The sequence below is a fragment of the Caulobacter sp. D5 genome, from assembly GCF_003185805.1.
Taxonomy (GTDB): Bacteria; Pseudomonadota; Alphaproteobacteria; order Caulobacterales; family Caulobacteraceae; genus Caulobacter.
The window spans coordinates 1-15,661 of the sequence record NZ_QHJY01000096.1; the positions used below are offsets into that span (position 1 = coordinate 1).

Genomic DNA, 15,661 nt, shown 5'->3' on the forward strand with positions numbered 1-15,661 from the left:
GGTCGGCCAGCGGATCGGCGGCCGGCGGCGCGACCGCGGGCGCGGGCGCGGCTCCAGGCTGGCCGGCCGGCGGCGCGGCGACCACCGGGATCGCCGGCGCGGGAGCCTGGGCGGCCACAGGCGCCTGGGGCGCCGTCGTCACCACCGCGTCAGACGCGGAGGCGGCCGGAACAGCAGCGGGGGCCGAGGCCTGGGCCAGGGCGACGACCGGGATCGACAGCAGGGCGACCAGCGAAACCGACAGGGAAACGGACGGCAAGACAAGGCGACGCATGGATTTCCCTATCAGCCCGCCGTCTTCGCGGCGATGGCTTCCGACACGGCCACCAGGCGCTGGGCCTGAACCAGATGCAGGCGCTCGGCCATCTTGCCCTCGACCCGCAGCGCGCCCTTGCCGGCGTTGTCCGGGTCGGCGAAGGCGACGATCACCGCCCGGCTCCAGGCGATCTCGTCAGCCGAGGGCGAGAACACCCGGTTGCAGATTTCCAGGTGCTTGGGGTGGATCAGGGTCTTGCCGTCGAAACCGAAGTCCGCCGCCTGGCCACAGACGGCCTCCAGGGCGACCAGGTCCTCGATGTCGTTGTGCACCCCGTCGAGGATGGACAGGCCATGGCCGCGCGCGGCCGCCACCGACAGCGACAGGATCGGCAGGAAGGCCTCGCGGCCCGGCGTCTGCCGCGCCCGCATCTCCTTGGCCAGGTCGTTGACCCCCATCACCCAGGCCGACAGGCGGGTGGTCCTCGAAGCGCCGGCGATCTCCCACAGGTGAAAGGCGGCCTTGGCGGTTTCGATCATCGTCCACAGGCGGGTGTGGATCGGAGCGGCGTGCAGGGCCGCGTCATAGGCGTGGACGTCGGCGGCGTCATTGACCTTAGGCACGAGCACCGCATCGGGGCCGGCCTCGGCGGCGGCCTTCAGGTCGTCGGCGCCCCAGGGGGTGTCCAGGCCGTTGGTGCGGATGACGATCTCGCGCGGGCCAAAGCCCCCGGCCTTGACCGCGGCCACGGCGGCCTCGCGGGCGGCGAGCTTCATCTCCGGCGCGACGGCGTCCTCCAGGTCGAGGATGATCACGTCGGCGTCCAGCGTGCGGGCCTTCTCCACGGCCTTGGCGTTGGAGGCGGGCATGTAGAGGGCGCTGCGGCGTGGCCGGGCGATGTCGGTCATGAGGCTCTCGAGGCGCGGGATCGCAAAACCTGTAAAGCACCTGCCGCGCGGGCCGAAAAGCGGAGATATCGCGGCGGGCGACGCGCCCGCTACCGTCTCGGGGGAAGCCATGGCGGGAAAGCGGCAAACGGGGTTAAGCTCGCCGCATGACGACGCGCCCCACGCCCACGCGATACGACGAGACGGCCCGCAACGTCCTGGGCGGCGAACTGGTCCCCTGCTCGCTCGACCCGGTGACCGGTTTCTACCGCAACGGCTGCTGCGAGACCGGACCGCACGACCTGGGCCTGCACACCGTCTGCGCGGTGATGACCGAGGAGTTCCTGGCCTTCTCCAAGGCTAGCGGCAACGACCTGTCGACCCCGCGTCCCGAATTCGCCTTCCGCGGCCTGCGGCCCGGCGACCGCTGGTGCCTGTGCGCCGGCCGCTGGCGCGAGGCGCTGGACGCCGGCATGGCGCCCCAGGTCATACTGGAGGCCACCCACGAGGAGACCCTGGCGATCGTCTCGCTGGGCGTGCTGAAGGACCACGCGGCCGCCTAGGCGCATGCCTGGCAGCCGGACGGGAGCCCCGATGGTCGATTACGAGCGCAGGCTGCTGATGCTGGTCGGGCTGATCGCCCTGGCCTTCCTGCCGCTGCTGGCCGCGTCCCTGGTGTTCCTGTCGCAGGTCTCGACCGCGCAGGATCGGCTGGACGCCCTCTATGCCCGCACGGTGATCCTGGCCCACGAACTGCGCGGCGAGAAGATGCGGCAGAACTCGCTGGTGCCGGTGATCGTGCTGACCGGCGACGCCGCGCCGCTGGGCGAGCTGAAGCGCTCGAACCAGCGGTTCGACAGCCTGCTGGGCCAGCTGCGCGGCCTGGCCCGCGACACGGGCGCCCACACCACCCTCGACACGGTGGCCGGCCTGCAGCGCCGGCTGCTGACCATGCAGGACACCGGCCTGGCCAAGCGGCTGGGCGGCGCCTCGCCGGCCGAGGCCAACGCCTATTTCCAGCGCAACGCCGTGCCCCTGTCGGCGGAGCTCAACGCGGCCATCGACCGCTTCGCCGACCAGGCGACCGCCGGCTACCAGGCCGAGCGCGCCCACAGCCAGCGCGTGGTGCGGGGAGTCTTCTGGGTGCTGGCCGTCGCCTCGGTCTGCGCCTTCGCCTTCTGCGCCTTCCTGGGCAGGCTGCTGCTGCGGCTGGTCGAGCAGAAGCGCGCCTATGACCAGGCCGCCGCCCGCCTGGCCGAGCGCGAAAAGTCCATCTCCCTGGCCCGCAAGGAGGCCGTCGAGATCGTCGCCCACGACCTCAACAACCCGATCACCACCATCCTGTTCGCCAGCGAGAACCTGCTGGCCGAGCCCGAGCTCGACCGCCAGCCGCGCATGAAGGGGGCGATCGAGAACATCCGCATGGCCACCGAGACCATGCGCCGGCTGATCCGCAACATCCTCGACCATTCCAAGATCGAGGCCGGCGGCCTGGTGCTGTCGAAGGAGACGGTCGACCTGCGCCGACTGCTGGCCGACGTCGCCGGCCAGTTCGAGGTCTCGGCCGCGCGCAAGGGCGTGGCCTTCTCCTACGCACCGCACGGCGACCTGGATGCGGCCGACGCCTTCCTCGAAGCCGACGGCGCCCGCCTGGAGCAGGTGGTGGCCAACCTGCTGTCCAACGCCATCAAGTTCACCGCCCCCGGCGGCCAGGTGTCGCTGACCAGCGAGATCTCCGACGCCGCCGTGGTGGTCGAGGTGCGCGACACCGGCTGGGGCATGACCGAGGAACAGGCCGCCCGGATCTTCGACCGCAACTGGCAGACCGACGCCGCGGCCGCCCACGGCAACGGCCTGGGCCTGACCATCAGCAAGGCGATCGTCGAGGCCCATGGCGGCCGCCTGGGCGTGGACAGCCGCCCCGGCGAGGGCTCGGCCTTCCGGGTCACCCTGCCGCTGGCGGCCTGAGGCGGCGAGGCGTCAGACCCGCACGCCCCTGACCTTCGCGGCCAGGGTCTCCAGCCTCTCCATGTCGGCCTCCGACAGCGTCAGGGTCGCCGCCGCGACGTTCTCCTCCAGGCGCGTCCGCCGGCGCGTGCCGGGGATCGGAACCATGGCCACGCCCAGCGCCCTGGCCCGGGCGTAGAGCCAGGCCAGGGCCGTCTGGGCCGCCGTGATCCCATGCGCGGCGGCGATCGCCTCGACCTCGGCGACCAGCCTGTCGTTGCCGTCCAGGTTCTCCGCCGCAAAGCGCGGGAAGTTCAGGCGCGCATCGTCCTTGGGCAGCGCGCGGGCGAAGTCGCGGCTGGTCAGCAGGCCCCGGCCCAGCGGCGCGAAGGGCACGAGCGTCACGCCCAGTTCGGCGGCCAGCGGCGCGATCTCGTCCTCAATGTCACGGCTGAACAGCGACCATTCCGATTGCAGGGCGGCGATCGGATGGATCGCGTGAGCCTCGCGCAGTTCGTCGGGCTCGACCTCGCACAAGCCCAACTGACGCACCTTGCCGGCGCTCACCAGCTCGGCCATGGCGCCGACGGACTCGGCCAACGGCACGGCCTTGTCGCGGCGGTGCATGTAGTAGAGGTCGATGGTCTCGACCCCGAGGCGTTGCAGCGACCGTTCCACGGCCGCGCGTATGTGCTCGGGGCGGTTGCTGAGGCTCCAGTCGTCGGGCGTCTGGGGCGTGCGGACATAGCCGAACTTGGTGGCGACCAGGGCCGCGCCCCGGTTCCGGCGCAGGAAATCCGCCAGGAAGGCCTCGTTGGCGCCCAGCCCGTACATGTCGGCGGTGTCGAACAGGGTCACGCCCAGCTCCAGGGCGCGGTCCAGCGTGGCGCGGGCCTCGGCCTCGTCGGTCGCGCCGTAGAACTCGCTCATGCCCATGCAGCCAAGGCCCTGGGCGCCGATGGAGGGGCCGCCGCGCCCGAGTTCGACCCGGGGAAGAGCGCGCGAAAGGTTCGTCATGGAAAGGCTCCGAAGGAATGACGAACAGCCCTATAAGTGTGGACCATGGTCCATGGTCAAGGAGCCGTCGGCATGCTGATCTCGGAGTTCGCCCGCGTCGCCGGCCTGCCCATCGACACCGTCCGGTTCTATGTCGGCAAGGGGCTGCTGCGGCCCGAACGGGGCGGCAAGGGCGGCGGCAATCCGTACCAGGTCTTCACCCGCGACGACGTCACCACCGCCCGCATGATCCGCCTGCAGCAGTCGCTCGGCTATTCGCTGCGGGAGATCGCGGCGCTGAGCGAAGAATACCGGGCGGGCGGCGGCGGGGACGAGCGCACGGCGCAGGTGCTGCGCTTGCAGATCGAGCGCCTGCTGCAACGCCGGGCCGAACTCGACGCCGGCCTCGACTTCCTGCAAGGCAAGCTCGACTGGCTGGCGGCGGGACGCCCCGGCGACGTCCCGCGCCTGGAGGACTATCTCTGCCGCGCCGAGGCCGCCAGTTCCGCGAGCCCTTCGGCCAGGGAGACGACCGGCGCATAGCCGAGCTCGCGGCGGGCCTTGCCGATGTCGAGCGTCACCTCCACGGCCGAGGCGGCGAAGCCTTGCAGCGTCAGCGGCGCGGGCTTTGCGCCCCGCGTGACCAGGCCGATCAGGTCGCCCACGGCCGCGACGGCGCGCACCACGCCGCGCGGAACCACCTTGTCCGGCGCCGCCATACCTTGCGTCTCCAGCAGCGCCGAGACGAAGGTCCGGAACGCCATCGGCTCGCCGTCCGACAGGAAATAGACCTCGCCGCCGCGCCCGGCCCGCAGCGCCAGGTCGACGCCGTGACAGAGGTTGTCGATATGGGTGGTCGAGGTCCGATAGCCGCCGCCGTCGATCCAGGCCAACTGGCCCGAGCGGGCCGCCTCGACCAGCGTCGGCAGGGCCGTCGTGTCGTCGCGGCCCCAGACGAAGCGCGGCCGCACGACGACCACCGCGAAGGTCTCGTCGTTCATGGACAGGGCGATCTTTTCGGCGGCGATCTTGCTGCGCGAATAGGAACCGGCCGGCCGGGCCGGATAGGGCGTAGTCTCGTCGACATGGCGTAGCGGCCGCCCGTCGCTCAGCACCGACTCCGTGCTCAGGTGCACGACACGGCGCACGCCAGCGGCCCGCGCGGCGCGCAGGATGGTCCGGGTTCCCTCGGCGTTGGTCCGCATCTGCGCCGCGCCGCCATGGCCGTGGTCGGTGTCGGCGGCCGCGTGGACCAGGGCGTCGCAGCCGGCCATGGCTTGGCCGATCCCCGGATCCAGGATGTCGCCGACCACGGCGACCGCGCCCAGGGCCCGCAGGCGGTCGGCGGCTTCGGGGCTGCGCGCCAGGGCGACCACCTCGACGCCGTCGCTCAGGAAACGGCGCACCAGATTGCGGCCGACATAGCCGGCCGCGCCGGTCACGAAGAGGCGTCGCGCGCAGGCGTGCGCGCTCGTCGCCGCGCCGGTGGCGGCGGAGGAAGGGTTGGTCATGGTCTTGAAGTCCGGTTTGGGGGAGGGGTCAGTCGCCCGTCGGCGGCGGGCCGTCCTGCGGCGTCACCGAGGACAGCCATTCGATCTCGCGAACGATCCTGTCGCGCTCGGCCGGCGGGAAGTGGTGGAAGTCGAGGAACTCGAGGAACTTCAGGCCCTCGAGGGCGAGATAGGCCAGCAGGGCCCCGCGCGGCGCGGCCGAGGTGTCGAGCACCCGGGCGATGACGCCCGCCTGATTGGCCTGCATCTTCCGGCGAAGGTCGGCGTCCAGCACCAGAGCAGCGCTGAGATTGAGGGCGACGGCGCGGAAGTCCTCGGGCGGGGCGTGGGCGCCGCCGCGGATCCGCCCGCGGATGACGGGGCTGTCCTGGCCTGCCAGCTCGGCTTCCAGCGCCGCGTGGCGGGCGTTGTCGGCCGCGAACGAGCGATCGACCACCGCCTCGATCAGCGCCTGCTTGGTCTTGAAGTCGTAGATCACCGTCGCCTTGCCGACCCCGGCCTCCTTGGCCACGGCGTCCAGCGTCAGGTTGGCCGCGCCGTCCCGCGCGACGACGCGCTCGGCGGCGTCGAGAATGACCTGCTGGTCGATGACGCGCTTGCGTCCCATCTTGGCTCCGATTCATAACCGACCGGATGGTTATAAATGGAGAGCAGGCGATCCGTAAAGGCCGCGATGCGGATTCGCGGCGTCATGTCGCCCTTCAGACGAGCGGCTTCAGCTCGCCCAGCACCGTCGGGATCAGCTCCGACACCGTGGGATGGATCGGCACGGTGCGCTGGAGCACCGTGTAGGGGGCCTTGGCGTACATGACGTCGAGAATGCCGTGGATGGCCTCGTCGCCCGAGACGCCGAGGATCGAGGCGCCCAGGATCTGTTTGGTTTCGGCGTCGACCAGCACCTTCATGAAGCCCTGGGTTTCGCCCTTCTCGATGGCCCGGCCGACGCGGGTCATGGGGCGGGTCGCGACCAAGGCGGGACGGCCGCTGCTGCGGACTTCGGCCTCGGTCATCCCCACCCGGCCCAGCGGCGGGTCGGTGTAGAGGGCGTAGGCGGTCAGGCGGTCGGTGACCTTGCGCGGATCATCATCCAACAGGTTGGCGGCGATGATCTCGAAGTCGTTGTAGGCCGTGTGGGTGAAGGCGCCCCGGCCATTGCAGTCGCCCATCGCCCAGATCGACGGGACATTCGTGCGCAGGGTCTCGTCCACCTGGATGTAGCCGCGCTTGTCGAGCGTCACGCCGGCGGCGTCGAGGCCCAGGTCGTCGGTGTTGGGCTTGCGGCCGACGGCCAGCAGCACGTGCGAGCCCACCACCGCCGGCTCGCCTTCGCGGCAGGACACGTGGACACGGACGCCTTCCTCACAGGGCGAGAAGCTGATGCATTCGGAATTGAGCCGGAAGGCGACGCCCTCGGCTTCCAGGATCTCGCGCACCGTGTCGGAGACCTCCGGGTCCTCGCGGCCGATCAGGCGCGGCCCCATCTCGACCACCGTCACCGCCGCGCCGAAGCGCCGGTACATCTGGGCGAACTCCAGGCCGATATAGCTGCCGCCGACGATCACCAGGTGCTCGGGCAGCACGTCGAGCTGCATCATGCCGGTGTTGGTCAGGTAGGGTACGTCATTGACGCCCGGCATGTCGGGCACGTTGGCGCGGCCGCCGACATTGAGGAAGATCTTCGGCGCCTCCAGCACCGCCTCGCCGACCTGCACGGTGGTGGGCGAGGTCAGGCGGGCGTGGCCTTCGAAGACGGTGAGGCCGTCCATGCCCTTCAGCCACTTTTCCACGCCGCCGCGGGCGTTGTGGACGACGGTCTGCTGGCGAGCCTTGACCGCCTTCATGTCGACGCCGACCTCGCCCTGCAGCACGACGCCGTAGTCGGCGGCGCGGCGGGCCAGATGCGCGGCGTAGGCGCTGGCCACCAGGGTCTTGGTCGGCATGCAGCCGGTGTTGACGCAGGTGCCGCCGAACAGCTTGCGCTCCACCAGGGCCACCTTCCAGCCGGCGGCCGTCAGCCGGCCGGCCAGGGACGGTCCGGCCTGTCCCGCGCCGATGATGATCGCGTCGAACACCTGGGCGGCCATCACGACACCGCCGAGACGATCAGCCAGGCGCCGCCCAGGGCGACCACGTCCTCGATCAGGGCCGCCGGCGTGTCACGCTTGAAGGTCTTGGCCAGGCGCCCGCGCGCCTCGGCGCCGCCCAGGGTGCCGATCACCGCCCCGACCACGCCGAGGATGGCCCCGACGATCCACGAGCCGCCGGCGAAACCGATGGCGGCGCCCGAGAAGCCGCCGCTGACGATGCGGGCCCCGAACTGCGGCGGAACCTTGCGGCTGGGGGTGAAGGGCAGCTGGTCGGTGACCAGCTCGACCGCCGCCAGGGCGGTGAAGATCCAGACGGCGATGTTGTTTCCCAGCCAGGCCAGGGGCGTGCCCGCCAGCGGGATCCAGCCCAGATGCGCGGCCCAGGCGACGGCGGCCGGAGCGGTCATGGCCCGCAAGCCGGCGATCACGCCGATCAGCAGGGCGAGGACGTAGAGGGTCATGCGAGAACTCCCGAGCGTCGCCGCGATCAGGCGCGCCCTGGGAGCAAACCGCAAGCGGAGCGTGCAGGCTTGGACGTTTCGGCTTTGGCGAACAGGCCGAGCCGCTCCTATCGCTACGCGGTCGTCTCTCCCGCCGGGACAGGCTCCACCAGCGGATACTCCCGCTCCAGCCGATAGACCGAGCCTTCCCGGGTCTGCCAGCTGGAATAGAGGCCGAAGCGATCGACCCGGAAGGCCGGCGAGTGCAGCAGGTTGTTGCGCTGGATCCAGGCGGCGACCTCGGGAACCGTGGCGCGCTTCAGATAGGCCAGGGTGACGTGCGGCAGGTAGGTGCGGGTCGCGGGCTTGAGGCCGACATGGCGGGCGGCGCTTTCGTTGGCCTTCTGCAGGCGGCGCAGCAGCGGCTGCTCCTCCACCCCCGCCCAGACGGCGTGCATGTCGGGACCCTCGCCGAAATGGCCGGCGCCCTTCAGCTCCAGGTCGAAGGCCGGGGCCTGGATCTCCGCCAAGGCCTCGTCGAGATCGGCCGCGTCGGGCTCGGCCACGTCGCCGACGAAGCGCAGGGTGATGTGAAAGGCGTCCAGCGGCCGCCAGCGGGCGCCCTCGATACCGGACTGGCGGTCTTGCAGGGGCGCGCCGATCTCGGGCGGCACGGCGATCGCGGTGAACAGACGGATCATGCCGCCAGCTTAGCCGCCCGGCGGGCGAGACGTCCATGCAGCTCCGCCCGGACTTCCGCTGGGGAACACAAACCGATAAGGGCGGGCGGCGGCTTCCTCCCCAGCCGCGACAGTCGAGGACGTTTCCATGCCGCGCTCGCCGGAGATCATCGCGCTCAGCGCCGGGTCGCCCAACCTCGTCGAAGGTCAGTGGCCCGACCGCGTGATCGACACCGTCTCGCGCGCCGAACTGCACGCCTTCAAGGTGGAGGCGCCCAAGGCCCGGGTGCTGGTCTGCGCCGGCGGCGGCTATCTGCGGCTGATGCTCGACCGCGAGGGGGTCGAGGTCGCCCTGTGGCTCAACGATCTGGGCTACGACGCCCATGTCCTGGCCCACCGCCTGCCCGGCGCGACCGATCCCGTGACCGGCGAGCCTCACCCCGCCGACATCGCCCTGACCGACGCCCTGTCGGCGCTGGAGCAAATCCCGCGCGACCTGCCGCTGTTCGTCCTGGGCCTGTCGTCAGGCGGCCACCTGGCCGGGACCATCGCCTGCCAGCCGGGCGTCGACGCGGCCGGCGTGCTGATCGCCTACGCCCCGATCAACGCCAACCACAAGGACTACAAGGCCCCGGCCGGCAAGCCCGACTATCCGCCGGTGGAGAAGCAGGCCTTCTACGACGCCTGGCCGATCGGCATCGCCGGCGAGCCGCACGGCGTGCCGGCCTGCCCGGTGTTCCTGGCCTACGCCCTGCTCGACGAGGCCGTGCCGGTCGAACACGCGCTGAACTTCATCAAGACGGCCCGCGACCTGAAGCTCGATCTGGACGCCCACGTCTTCGGAACCGCCCCGCACGGCTTTGCCTTGCGCGAACTGGACGGCCCGCAAGGCGCCTGGCCGGCCCTGGCGGCCGCCTGGATGGTCCGCAAGGCGGGGGGCTAGCGCCGGAAGCCGCCGCTGGCCGATGGTGGCGCGCTTGGATAAGGATTGGTGATGTCCGACGATCCTGACTACAGCCGCGGCTTCGGCGGCGCGGCCCTGGCCGCGCGACTGCGGCGGGCGTCCGAGCGCCTGGACCGGGACGGCGCCCGGGTCTACGCCGCCCACGGCGTGCGCTTCGAGCAGCGCTGGTACGGCGTGATGCGCCAGCTGATCGAGCATGGCCGGCCGATGGCCGTGGGCGAGATCGCCGCCATCCTGCACATCACCCACGCCTCGGTCAGCGAAACCAGCCGGTCGATGGAGAAGGCCGGGATCGTCGCCTCGGTCGCCGCGCCCGACGACGGCCGCCGGCGCCTGCTGGACCTGACCGACGAGGGCAGGACCCTGGCGGCGCAGCTGACCCCGCTGTGGGACGCCTTCAACGCCGCCGCCCGCGAGCTCGACGCCGAGGCCGGCGAGGTCACCCGCCTGCTCGACCGTCTCGACGACGCCCTCGAGGACCGGTCGATGTTCGACCGGATCATGGCCCGGATGGCGGCGCGCGAGGCCGCCGATTGACAGATATGTAGGCACCTACATAAATGACCGCCGAACGGAGATCGCTGGTCATGACCCCCACCCGACGCGCCCTGCTGGGCGCCCTGCCCGCCCTGGCCTGTCTGAGCCGATCAGCGCTCGCGGCGCCCTCTGCAGCCGACCTCTATCGCGACGCCGTGATCATCAACGGCAATCTCGTCCTGCCCATCGACGACACCAAGCCGCTGGACAAGGAGACCCGCGACCAGATCAAGGCCTCGGGCCTGACGGCGGCCAAGATGACGATCGGCGGTTCAGGGGGCGAGACCCGGGCCGAGGTCGTCGAAAGCATCGCCGGCTTCGACAAGGCCATCGCCCTGAACCCCGACCTCTACATGAAGGTCGTCGCCCCGGCCGACTTCGCCCGCGCCAAGGCCTCGGGCCGGCTGGGCGTGATCTATTCGTTCGAGGCGGCCGAGATGCTGGAGGGGGATCTGGCCGCCATCGACCAGTTCCACGACCTCGGGGTGCTGATCATGGGCCTCAGCTACAACCGCACCACCCCGTTCGCTTCAGGCACGATGTCGAAGGAGTCCACGGGCCTCACCGCCCTCGGCCGCCAGGCGGTGGCGCGGATGAACGCCAAGGGCGTGACCGTCGACGTCAGCCACAGCGACGAAAAGTCGAGCCTGGCCGCCATCGAAGCCTCCAACCGGCCGGTGCTGATCACCCACGCCGGCTGCGCCGCCGTGCACGCCCATCCGCGCAACAAGTCCGACGACCTGATGCGCGAACTGGCCGACCGCGGCGGGGTGATCGGGATCTATGAGCTGAGCTACCTGACGACCGCGCCGGCCCAGCCGTCGCTCGAGGTCTATCTGGCCCACCTGACCCACGCCCTGAAGGTGTGCGGCGAAGACCATGTCGGCATCGGCAGCGACGCCCTGCTGTGGCCCTTCGACACCTCGGCCGAGAGCATGGCGCAATGGAACAAGAGCCTGGAAGAGCGCAAGGCCGCCGGCGTCGCTGCTCCCGGCGAGGGTCCGCCGCCGTTCGTCACCGAACTGAACCGGCCCGACCGCTGCGCGATCGTCGCCGACGCCCTCGCCAAGCGGGGCTACAAGGCGCGGGTGGTGGAAAAGGTGCTGGGCGGCAATTTCCGGCGGGTCTTCAACGAGACCTGGACCGGCTGAGGACCTCAGTCCTCGAAAGCGTCTTCCGGCGGGTCTTCTTCCGAAGGGCCTTCGGGCTCGCCCACCAGGTTCGGCGGATCGATCAGCACGACGCGTTCGGCCAGCTTCACCTCGGGCGCTGCCGCGCGGGTGAAGGGCAGGTACCAGGTCTGGCCGCCGAGCGGAGGCGTGATCTCGAGCAGGTCGCCGGCCCCGAAGTCCTGCACGCTCTTGATCTTGCCCAGGTCCTCGCCGGTGGCGACGTGGCGCACGGCCAGGCCGATCAGGTCGGTGAGGTAGAACTCGTCCTCGTCCGGCTCGGGCAGGGCCGAGCGGGGGACGAACAGCTTGAGGCCGCGCAGGGCGTCGGCGGCTTCCTTGGTGGTGATTTCGGGGCAGCGGCAGATCAGGCCGTCCTTGACCGGACGGGCCGAGCCGATGCTCAGGGCGGTCGAACCGTCCTGGCGCAGGAGCCGCTTGAAGCCCTTCAGGGCCATCGGCTCTTCGGTATAGGTCGAGATCCGCACCTCGCCGCGCACGCCGAAGCCGCCGGCCACGCGGCCGACCAGGATCAACGGGTCATCGGGAGAGATGGGCATCGACACGAGGCTTTCCGGGACGGACCGCGCCTATCGGCGGGCTCGGGCCGGGGTCTTTTGATCAGAAAGAGAATGGCGCCGCTCCCACGCGGAGAGCGGCGCCGTATCCCTTAGCCTTCCGAAGCTTCTTCAGCCGGGGCCTCGGCGGCCGGGGCTTCTTCAGCAGCCGGAGCCTCTTCGGCCGGAGCCGGAGCAGCGGCGGCTTCGGCGGCGGCAGCGGCGGCGGCTTCAGCAGCGGCGGCGGCGGCGGCCTTGGCGTCTTCCTTGGCCTGGGCTTCGGCGGCGGCGCGCTCTTCTTCGCGCTGGGCGCGCTCGGCGGTGCGTTCCTTGGCCTTCTTGCCCGGCTCGCCCTTGTTCGGGTTGTTGCCGGCGGTCCAGGTCGACAGGCCTTGGGCGGCCAGGAAGCGCGCGACGCGGTCGGTCGGCTGGGCGCCCTTCTTGAGCCACTCCTGGATCGACTCGACCTTCAGGGTCACGCGAGCCGGGTCGTCCTTCTTGAGGAGCGGGTTGTAGGTGCCGACCTTCTCGATGAAGCGGCCATCGCGCGGCGAGTGGCTGTCGGCGATGACGATCGAGTAGTACGGACGCTTCTTGGCGCCGCCACGGGCGAGACGGATCTTCAGCATTGGTCTAAGTCCTTGGGTCTAAAGTCTATTTTTTCTTGAACGGATTGAAGCCGGGCGGCAGGCCGCCCAGGCCGGAGAGCGGGTTGGCCCCGCCCCCGAGGCCCGGCAGACCGGGCAGCCCCGAAAGGCCTTGGCCTCCCGTCGCGTTGGGATCGGCCGCGGGCGCCTTGCCGCCGCCGAGGGATTTCAAACGGGCCATGTCGCCGCCGCCGAGCATGCCGGCCATGCGGGCCAAACCCTTGCCGCCGTCCTTGCTCATCGACTTGAACATGTCGGCCATCTGGCGGTGCTGCTTGAGCAGGCGATTGACCTCGGCCACGTCGACGCCGGCGCCGGCCGCGATGCGGCGCTTGCGCGAGGCGGCCAGCACGTCGGGCTTCTTGCGCTCCAGCTTGGTCATCGAGCTGATGATCGCCTGCTGGCGGCGGAAGATGCTGTCGTCGATGCCGCTGTCGGCGATCTGCTTCTTGACCTTCTGGACGCCCGGCAGGAGGCCCATGATGCCTTCCATGCCGCCCATCTTCTGCATCTGCGAAAGCTGGGCCGACAGGTCGTTGAGGTCGAACTGGCCCTTGGCCAGCTTCTTGGCCATGCGCTCGGCTTCGGCCGCGTCGAGGTCGGCGGCGGCCTTCTCGACCAGCGCGACGACGTCGCCCTGGCCCAGGATCCGGCCGGCCACGCGACGGGCGTCGAAGACGTCGAGCTGGTCGATCTTCTCGCCGGCGCCGAGGAACTTGATCGGCAGGCCGGTGACGTGGCGCATCGACAGCGCCGCGCCGCCCCGGCCGTCGCCGTCGGCGCGGGTCAGGATCAGGCCGGTCAGCGGCAGGCGCTCGTGGAACGCCTTGGCCGTGCGCACGGCGTCCTGGCCGGTCAGGCTGTCGGCGACCAGCAGGGTCTCGGACGGATTGGCGATGCGGGCGATTTCCGCCGCTTCGCTCATCATCGCCTCGTCCAGCGTGGTGCGGCCGGCGGTGTCGAGGATCAGGACGTCGTAGCCGCTGAGGCGGGCGGCCGTCATGGCGCGCTTGGCGATGTCGACGGCGCTCTGGCCGGCGACGATCGGCAGGCTCTCGACGCCGACCTGCTGGGCCAGGGTCGCCAGCTGCTCCATGGCCGCCGGGCGGCGGGTGTCGAGCGAGGCGACCAGCACCTTCTTGCGCTCGGTCTTGGAGAGACGCAGCGCCAGCTTGCCGGTGGTGGTGGTCTTGCCCGAGCCTTGCAGGCCCGCCATCAGGATGATGGTCGGCGGGTTCAAGGCCAGGTTCAGGCCGGTGGGGACTTCCCCACCCAGCATGTCGACCAAGCCGTCATAGACGATCTTGACCACCTGGTCGGCCGGCTTGACCGACCGGATGACGGCTTCGCCGCCGGCGCTTTCCTTGGCCTTGGCGATGAAGTCCTTGACCACCGGCAGGGCGACGTCGGCTTCCAGCAGGGCGACGCGGACTTCGCGCAGGGCCTCGTCGATGTCCTTTTCGGACAGCACGCCGCGACCGCCGAGGCGGTCGAAGACCCCTGAAAGTCGCTCTGTAAGCCCGTCGAACATGTCGAACCCGCGTTAGAAACAAAGGCTCCAAACGCCATCAGCCCCCGTGGACGATAACGTCGACGGGGGTCCTCGCCGTCCTCGTCCGCATGGGATCCCGGGCTACCGGGGCGGGGTCGTGACGGTGGAGGCGCTGCTGATAAAGCGCCGGAAGTGGGCGCTTATGCCGGGCGGCTGTGGAAAATGCAAGGATTTCGAGTCGCTTGCGGGGCTGCGGCCGGGAAGACACGGTGCGGCCGGAACCGCTCCGACAAGGAATGCCGAGCCTTTGCCTTTCCGCCTGCGGAGGATTATGGGCTTCATCGAACGCGTTCGACGGGATGCGGTCAGGGATTGGGGTCCCGTTTCTTCTGGTTTGATCGCAAGGACTCCATGTCGACCAAGCTCCTGCCCGCCCTGCTGGCGGCCGCCGCCCTCATCCTGCCCGCCAGCGCCCTGGCGCAAGCCCTGCCCTACAAGGACATCGAAGCGCCCTCGACCTGGGAGGTCGATGTCGGCGGCGGTCCCGTCTACGGCTTCAGCCCCGGCGGCAAGGACCCGCACAAGACCAACTTCACCCTCTGGGGCAGCGCCACCTGGAAGGACAAAGTCTACGCCAACGGCCTCGACGGCCTGGGCTACAACGTCGTCAAGCAGGACGACTTCCGCGCCGGCGTGCAGCTGCGCCCGCGCTGGGGCGGTCCGGACGACACCTCCAGCGGCATCGAGAGCCCCGACACCGGCGCGGACCTGGCGCTCTACGCCTACAAGCGCACCTGGAAGGACTGGGTGGTCGGCGGCCGCATCGGCCATGACGTCACCGGCGTCTCCGACGGCTGGGACTTCTGGGGCTCGGTGTCGCGCCAGGACGTCACGCCCGTGGGCCTGCTGCAGTCGATGGTCTACGCCCGCGGCGGCGACAAGAACACCAATCGCACCTTCTACGGCGTGTCGGCCAAGGACGTGGCCGCCGTGCCGACCCTCACCCAGTACGCCCCCAAGGCCGGACTGAACCAGGTGGGCGTGGCCTTCCTGATGATGACCCCGATCGGCGACAAGTACGCGATCGGGACCTTCGCCAACTACGAGCGCATCCTGGGCGAAGCCGCCGACAGCCCGCTGACCGAACTCTACGGCCAGCAGGACGAATACCGCGGCGGCCTGATCGTCGTGCGGCGCTTCATCGGGCGGTAGATCCGCTCCCCTCCCGTAAAACCCCCGCGAAAGCGGGGGCTTTACGGATCTTGGGGACGCCCTACCCCCGCAGTTCCAGCCCGTTGCCCTCGGGATCGGCGAGGTAGATCGACACCGCCTCGCCGGTGGAGCCGTAGCGCAGGCCCTCGGCGCCGACCGCGACCCCGCGGGCCTCCAGATAGGCCCGCACCTCGCTGGCGTCGAGGCCTTCCACCCGCAGGCAGAAGTGGTCGAGGTTGCGGCCTTCGACCCCCGGGGCCGCGCCGCCCATCAGGCCCA

At 70.5% G+C, this 15,661-nt stretch carries 17 protein-coding genes and 2 pseudogenes; 7 read left to right on the top strand and 12 right to left on the bottom strand.

What is annotated here, in order from left to right; genetic code table 11:
• Both DMC18_RS07285 and DMC18_RS07290 read right to left on the bottom strand, forming a co-directional pair.
• A pseudogene (locus tag DMC18_RS07285) lies at positions 1–274 on the bottom strand (hypothetical protein); the annotation flags it as partial.
• Between the two features lie 11 nt (positions 275–285).
• The gene (locus tag DMC18_RS07290) at positions 286–1,164 is read right to left on the bottom strand and encodes a CoA ester lyase (RefSeq protein ID WP_110121176.1); all 879 of its coding nucleotides are present in this window, start codon (positions 1,162–1,164) and stop codon (positions 286–288) included.
• A 146-nt stretch (positions 1,165–1,310) separates the two neighbouring features.
• Between DMC18_RS07290 and DMC18_RS07295 the strand changes: the two genes are divergently transcribed.
• The gene (locus DMC18_RS07295) at positions 1,311–1,706 is read left to right on the top strand and encodes a DUF2237 family protein (protein WP_110121177.1); all 396 of its coding nucleotides are present in this window, start codon (positions 1,311–1,313) and stop codon (positions 1,704–1,706) included.
• Between the two features lie 31 nt (positions 1,707–1,737).
• On the top strand, positions 1,738–3,111 hold the full coding sequence (locus DMC18_RS07300) for a sensor histidine kinase KdpD (RefSeq protein ID WP_110121178.1): 1,374 nt from the start codon (positions 1,738–1,740) through the stop codon (positions 3,109–3,111).
• 12 nt (positions 3,112–3,123) lie between these two features.
• Here DMC18_RS07300 and DMC18_RS07305 read toward each other — a convergent pair whose 3' ends face one another.
• Positions 3,124–4,107, bottom strand: a complete 984-nt coding sequence (locus tag DMC18_RS07305; protein ID WP_110121179.1) for an aldo/keto reductase — start codon at positions 4,105–4,107, stop codon at positions 3,124–3,126.
• A 72-nt stretch (positions 4,108–4,179) separates the two neighbouring features.
• Here DMC18_RS07305 and DMC18_RS07310 point away from each other — a divergent pair, with 72 nt between their 5' ends.
• The gene (locus DMC18_RS07310; RefSeq protein WP_110121180.1) at positions 4,180–4,629 is read left to right on the top strand and encodes a MerR family transcriptional regulator; all 450 of its coding nucleotides are present in this window, start codon (positions 4,180–4,182) and stop codon (positions 4,627–4,629) included.
• Here the strand turns inward: DMC18_RS07310 and DMC18_RS07315 are convergent.
• The 5 genes from DMC18_RS07315 to thpR all read right to left on the bottom strand — a co-directional run bounded on the left by DMC18_RS07315 (position 4,563) and on the right by thpR (position 8,825).
• A complete protein-coding gene (locus tag DMC18_RS07315; RefSeq protein ID WP_110132807.1) occupies positions 4,563–5,597 on the bottom strand; it encodes an NAD(P)-dependent oxidoreductase in 1,035 nt (344 codons plus the stop codon). The genes DMC18_RS07310 and DMC18_RS07315 overlap by 67 nt on opposite strands.
• A gap of 28 nt (positions 5,598–5,625) precedes the next feature.
• A complete protein-coding gene (locus DMC18_RS07320; protein WP_110121182.1) occupies positions 5,626–6,204 on the bottom strand; it encodes a TetR/AcrR family transcriptional regulator in 579 nt (192 codons plus the stop codon).
• 94 nt (positions 6,205–6,298) lie between these two features.
• Complete coding sequence (locus tag DMC18_RS07325) at positions 6,299–7,681, bottom strand: FAD-containing oxidoreductase (protein ID WP_110121183.1); 1,383 nt, start codon at positions 7,679–7,681, stop codon at positions 6,299–6,301.
• The gene (locus tag DMC18_RS07330) at positions 7,681–8,145 is read right to left on the bottom strand and encodes a DUF4126 family protein (protein WP_110121184.1); all 465 of its coding nucleotides are present in this window, start codon (positions 8,143–8,145) and stop codon (positions 7,681–7,683) included. Before DMC18_RS07330 ends, DMC18_RS07325 begins: the two co-directional genes overlap by 1 nt.
• 113 nt (positions 8,146–8,258) lie before the next feature.
• Positions 8,259–8,825, bottom strand: coding sequence for an RNA 2',3'-cyclic phosphodiesterase (thpR, locus tag DMC18_RS07335; protein WP_110121185.1), 567 nt, complete (start codon positions 8,823–8,825; stop codon positions 8,259–8,261).
• Positions 8,826–8,952: 127 nt separating this feature from the next.
• Here thpR and DMC18_RS07340 point away from each other — a divergent pair, with 127 nt between their 5' ends.
• Genes DMC18_RS07340 through DMC18_RS07350 form a run of 3 tightly spaced genes read left to right on the top strand, consistent with a single transcriptional unit; the run spans position 8,953 to position 11,456 of the window.
• Complete coding sequence (locus DMC18_RS07340) at positions 8,953–9,747, top strand: alpha/beta hydrolase (protein ID WP_110121186.1); 795 nt, start codon at positions 8,953–8,955, stop codon at positions 9,745–9,747.
• A 51-nt stretch (positions 9,748–9,798) separates the two neighbouring features.
• Positions 9,799–10,305: a MarR family winged helix-turn-helix transcriptional regulator gene (locus DMC18_RS07345; RefSeq protein ID WP_110121187.1), complete on the top strand. Its 507-nt coding sequence runs from the start codon at positions 9,799–9,801 to the stop codon at positions 10,303–10,305.
• A 50-nt stretch (positions 10,306–10,355) separates the two neighbouring features.
• Positions 10,356–11,456: a dipeptidase gene (locus DMC18_RS07350; RefSeq protein WP_158285876.1), complete on the top strand. Its 1,101-nt coding sequence runs from the start codon at positions 10,356–10,358 to the stop codon at positions 11,454–11,456.
• A 5-nt stretch (positions 11,457–11,461) separates the two neighbouring features.
• On the opposite strand, the gene rimM is transcribed toward DMC18_RS07350, so the two are convergent.
• The 3 genes from rimM to ffh form a co-directional block, all read right to left on the bottom strand.
• Positions 11,462–12,034 (bottom strand): ribosome maturation factor RimM, encoded by a 573-nt coding sequence (gene rimM / locus DMC18_RS07355; RefSeq protein WP_110121189.1) that lies wholly within the window; start codon positions 12,032–12,034, stop codon positions 11,462–11,464.
• 110 nt (positions 12,035–12,144) lie between these two features.
• Positions 12,145–12,660, bottom strand: a complete 516-nt coding sequence (gene rpsP / locus DMC18_RS07360) for a 30S ribosomal protein S16 (protein WP_110121190.1) — start codon at positions 12,658–12,660, stop codon at positions 12,145–12,147.
• 25 nt (positions 12,661–12,685) lie between these two features.
• Entirely contained in the window at positions 12,686–14,209 is a 1,524-nt protein-coding gene (gene ffh, locus DMC18_RS07365) for a signal recognition particle protein (RefSeq protein WP_110121191.1), read from the bottom strand.
• Between the two features lie 372 nt (positions 14,210–14,581).
• On the opposite strand from ffh, the gene DMC18_RS07370 reads away from it, so the two are divergent.
• Entirely contained in the window at positions 14,582–15,382 is an 801-nt protein-coding gene (locus tag DMC18_RS07370) for a MipA/OmpV family protein (RefSeq protein WP_110121192.1), read from the top strand.
• A 61-nt stretch (positions 15,383–15,443) separates the two neighbouring features.
• On the opposite strand, the pseudogene DMC18_RS07375 reads toward DMC18_RS07370, so the two are convergent.
• Positions 15,444–15,661, bottom strand: a pseudogene (locus DMC18_RS07375) (VOC family protein); the annotation flags it as partial.

Excerpts from the sequence above, each read along its gene's own strand:
- DMC18_RS07290 (WP_110121176.1), bottom strand. The coding sequence starts at position 1,164 with ATGACCGACATCGCCCGGCCACGCCGCAGCGCCCTCTACATGCCCGCC.
- DMC18_RS07350 (WP_158285876.1), top strand. The coding sequence starts at position 10,356 with ATGACCCCCACCCGACGCGCCCTGCTGGGCGCCCTGCCCGCCCTGGCC.
- thpR (WP_110121185.1), bottom strand. The coding sequence starts at position 8,825 with ATGATCCGTCTGTTCACCGCGATCGCCGTGCCGCCCGAGATCGGCGCG.
- DMC18_RS07320 (WP_110121182.1), bottom strand. The coding sequence starts at position 6,204 with ATGGGACGCAAGCGCGTCATCGACCAGCAGGTCATTCTCGACGCCGCC.
- DMC18_RS07295 (WP_110121177.1), top strand. The coding sequence starts at position 1,311 with ATGACGACGCGCCCCACGCCCACGCGATACGACGAGACGGCCCGCAAC.
- ffh (WP_110121191.1), bottom strand. The coding sequence starts at position 14,209 with ATGTTCGACGGGCTTACAGAGCGACTTTCAGGGGTCTTCGACCGCCTC.
- DMC18_RS07330 (WP_110121184.1), bottom strand. The coding sequence starts at position 8,145 with ATGACCCTCTACGTCCTCGCCCTGCTGATCGGCGTGATCGCCGGCTTG.
- DMC18_RS07305 (WP_110121179.1), bottom strand. The coding sequence starts at position 4,107 with ATGACGAACCTTTCGCGCGCTCTTCCCCGGGTCGAACTCGGGCGCGGC.
- rimM (WP_110121189.1), bottom strand. The coding sequence starts at position 12,034 with ATGCCCATCTCTCCCGATGACCCGTTGATCCTGGTCGGCCGCGTGGCC.
- DMC18_RS07315 (WP_110132807.1), bottom strand. The coding sequence starts at position 5,597 with ATGACCAACCCTTCCTCCGCCGCCACCGGCGCGGCGACGAGCGCGCAC.
- rpsP (WP_110121190.1), bottom strand. The coding sequence starts at position 12,660 with ATGCTGAAGATCCGTCTCGCCCGTGGCGGCGCCAAGAAGCGTCCGTAC.
- DMC18_RS07340 (WP_110121186.1), top strand. The coding sequence starts at position 8,953 with ATGCCGCGCTCGCCGGAGATCATCGCGCTCAGCGCCGGGTCGCCCAAC.
- DMC18_RS07345 (WP_110121187.1), top strand. The coding sequence starts at position 9,799 with ATGTCCGACGATCCTGACTACAGCCGCGGCTTCGGCGGCGCGGCCCTG.
- DMC18_RS07325 (WP_110121183.1), bottom strand. The coding sequence starts at position 7,681 with ATGGCCGCCCAGGTGTTCGACGCGATCATCATCGGCGCGGGACAGGCC.
- DMC18_RS07310 (WP_110121180.1), top strand. The coding sequence starts at position 4,180 with ATGCTGATCTCGGAGTTCGCCCGCGTCGCCGGCCTGCCCATCGACACC.
- DMC18_RS07370 (WP_110121192.1), top strand. The coding sequence starts at position 14,582 with ATGTCGACCAAGCTCCTGCCCGCCCTGCTGGCGGCCGCCGCCCTCATC.
- DMC18_RS07300 (WP_110121178.1), top strand. The coding sequence starts at position 1,738 with ATGGTCGATTACGAGCGCAGGCTGCTGATGCTGGTCGGGCTGATCGCC.